Raw genomic sequence first — 3,302 nt, forward strand, 5'->3', positions numbered from 1 at the left:
TTTTTCCAGTAATTAAATCCTTTTTAAATTTTTGGAGAAATCAATTTGGCCTTATTATTTGCCAAATGCATGGCAGCCACATTGTACCATGGCTATTGATATACCGGAAGAGAAATACCTCCACACTTTTAATACAATTAGAAACAACTTTCAGCACATGGAGGTAAATATAGAATCTATTGGCTTAGCCGAATTTAAACCCATTAAATTGTTAAAGGAATGTAAACTAAAATCAAAGGAGTTTTTTTCACCACAGAAGGATCTGTAACAGCCCTATTATTTCTAATTATACTTCGAAACCTTGGGATTTATCCATCAAATAATGATCTCATCTCTAACTATAAATCATTAGTACATTACTAAAAATCATGTATTTTGGTTAATATTATATCAAATTAAAATTCTAGAGATGAAAAGATTTTTACTGTTTTTATCCCTAATAATTATACTATCCTGTTCAAAGCATGAAAGCCAATTGACTTCCTTAAAATTTGAAAAGGATTTAATTCCTGAGGGAATAGCAATTGATCCTCAATCCCAAACATTATTTCTTAATAGTCTTAGAAAAAATAAGATTGTCAGTAGTAAACTGGATGGAAATCACCCTAGGAATTTTATTAATAATAGCCAATTTGGCTACTTACCTGGTTTTGGAATGACCGTAAAGGGAGACACCTTATATGCTTTAGGCAATAGCTTGCCCAAAGGAAAAAACAAATCGGTACTTCTTCTCCTGAATGTAAAGACAGGAAGTTTGATTGAATCGTATAAGATTGATAATAATGTATTTACTTTCTTAAACGATTTGGCTATAAGCCCCAAAAATGAAATCTTTATCACTGATTCAGAAAGTAATAAAATATATAGGATTCAGCGGCCCAGTAATGAAATGGAAATATATTTAGACAGTGTAGCTGTCGAACATTCAAATGGAATTGCTATTTCTGATGATGGAAAGAAGCTTTATTTAGCTTCACGAAAAGGAATAAGAATTGTAGATATCGCTTCAAAAGAAATACTAAATAAAGCCAATAAAGAAAACTCAGGAATAGATGGTTTAAAGTTTTATCAAAATAGTCTTATTGGCATCATGAATGGAAAAAAGGATGCCAATAAAAACGGCGTCTATAGGTTTGATTTGAACAAAGAAGGAAGTACAATTCATAAAACAAAAAAAATGGTTTCCCCAGGGGAGAATTTTAGAATTCCCACCACCCTTGCCATAGCTGATGATTATTGCTATTACGTAGTTCATTCTCAATTGGATAATTTTAGTGGAGAAACCAACCAGATTGTTGACACCGATAAATTAGAAAGCTATCGGCTCATGAAAATGAAACTCGAATAATGAAATATAAATTTATTAGGCCAGTTTTTATTTTATCCCCTTTTTCGGATTATTACAGAGGTTGGCCCAAATAAGGAGGAGGAAGTTCTTCCTCCTTAAATTCCAGATAAAGCTAAAAAGCGTTTATTTAGTTCCTGCTCTTTCCAGAAAAGTATATTTCAGTAGATCCACATTCTGAAAACTTACTTCTTGATCACAGTTATTTCCACCCGGCGATTATTTTTTCTTCCCTTTTCATTAAGATTACTATCAATAGGTTTGGTGGCACCATACCCTTTTCCTTCTATACGGTTGGATTTAATACCCTTTTTCACAAGGTAGTTCTTCACCACATCTACCCTTTCCTTTGAAAGTCTCAAATTCGCTTTTGGGTCTCCTTGATTATCAGTATGCCCACCGACTTCAATGCTTATCTCAGGATTATCTTTTAATAACTGTACCAGTTGATCCAATTGATAATAGGAATTTCCCAACAAAAAAGCCTTGCTTTTTTGAAACTGTACATTACCTAATTGGAAAGTGCTTCCAACCTTTAATGGTGATAAATTAAAAGTCTGATAGATGGAAGCTCCTGATTTAGTATTTTCAAAAGAAAGAAAATCACGAGTGGTCATGTAATTATTGGCACTCACCGTTACAATAAAATTAACATCTACCGGCAATTCAATTTCAAAATTTCCATCAACAGCAATACTTTCCCAGGTTTTACTGTCATTATTTAAATCAGTAAATTTAACTACTGCAGCTGAAACGGTTTGACTATTTTGGAAATTCACCACCTTTCCTACTAAATGGATTGTCGGATAAAGCGTTAAATCCCTTCTTTCAAATCCCTCCTCTCCCCGATCGATTTTTGTTTGATCTTCTTTCACAGGAGAAGGTTCTTCCATTGGCTTCTCATCTTCTTTATTCTCTTTTTCTTCAGGGGATTCCTTCTCATCCTGTTCCTCTGGAGGCATCTTTTCATCTTCTTTGGAAGGCTTTTCTGTTGGAGGCTCTACCGCACTTTCAAATGTTGGTTCAGGAACCTCTTTTTTAATTTCCGGTTGTGGAAACTGGTTTTCATCACTGATTCGAATTTTGTAGACTCTTCCCATACCATCACTATTTCGAGTAGAGATATAATAGGCGGTACTATCCTGTGGCCCTAAAAAATAGGATGTTTCCATCCCCTTTGTATTGAGGTTGCCTCCTAACAATTCAGGCTCTGACCAATTAATCCAACTATCATCTTGACGCACACTACGATAAATGCCTCGGTTTCCTCCTGCATTAGAACTAAAAAACAAAGTCTTATTATCAGAGGCTAAATACGGGGTCAATTCCTGAAATCTACTATTCACCTGATTCCCCAAATTTCGGGGAGTTGACCAGCTTCCATCTCCCTGCTTAAAACTCACATATATATCTTCAGTTCCATAACTTCCATAGGAATTGATCGCCATCATTAAAATATTTCCATCTTCAGAAAGGCGCATATTTTGAATATCAGATCTATTTAAAAAACTTCGAATAATCACTTTCTCAGGCTTGGAACCTTTCAGGCCTTCTGCTTTGGAAATATATACTCCCGGATCCTTTTGATTTCTTCCCACATGGGTATTAAAAGACTGATACATAATTGACCCATCAGGGGTAAATCCAATAACAGAATTTTGGAATTTATCATTAAAAGGCTTTTCCATCTCTTGGGGAGGAGTCCACATTCCACTTGGCCCCAAAGTTGTCATCCAAATATTTCCATCATTATTATTTCCTGATAAATTTAAAGCCCGTTTACCACGACTAAAATAAAATGTATTTCCATCTGGTGACAACACAGGAAAACCCTCATCGGAAGATGTATTGACTATACGAGTAAAATCATCTTTTCCCTGTTGGGCAATTGCATTCAGGCTTATGACACTGGCTATCATCAACACCAACCATTCCCTCAAATTCATCTTTGATTCCT

Annotated in this window: 3 protein-coding genes; 2 read left to right on the forward strand and 1 reads right to left on the reverse strand. The window is 34.9% G+C overall.

The genetic code is table 11. The features are described from left to right. The first annotated feature begins 31 nt into the window (after window positions 1–31). Together E1171_RS04230 and E1171_RS04235 are read left to right on the forward strand one after the other, a co-directional pair. The gene (locus E1171_RS04230) at window positions 32–268 is read left to right on the forward strand and encodes a hypothetical protein (RefSeq protein WP_155204419.1); all 237 of its coding nucleotides are present in this window, start codon (window positions 32–34) and stop codon (window positions 266–268) included. A 141-nt stretch (window positions 269–409) separates the two neighbouring features. Continuing rightward, the gene (locus E1171_RS04235) at window positions 410–1,348 is read left to right on the forward strand and encodes an SMP-30/gluconolactonase/LRE family protein (protein ID WP_155204420.1); all 939 of its coding nucleotides are present in this window, start codon (window positions 410–412) and stop codon (window positions 1,346–1,348) included. 182 nt (window positions 1,349–1,530) lie between these two features. Here the strand turns inward: E1171_RS04235 and E1171_RS04240 are convergent. Continuing rightward, on the reverse strand, window positions 1,531–3,302 hold a 1,772-nt coding region (locus E1171_RS04240; protein WP_222931385.1), incomplete at its 5' end, for an OmpA family protein.

It is taken from the genome of Xanthovirga aplysinae, from assembly GCF_009711365.1.
In the GTDB taxonomy this organism is placed as follows: domain Bacteria; phylum Bacteroidota; class Bacteroidia; order Cytophagales; family Cyclobacteriaceae; genus Xanthovirga; species Xanthovirga aplysinae.

Coding starts and splice junctions, on each gene's coding strand:
- E1171_RS04235 (WP_155204420.1), top strand. CDS start 410: ATGAAAAGATTTTTACTGTTTTTATCCCTAATAATTATACTATCCTGT.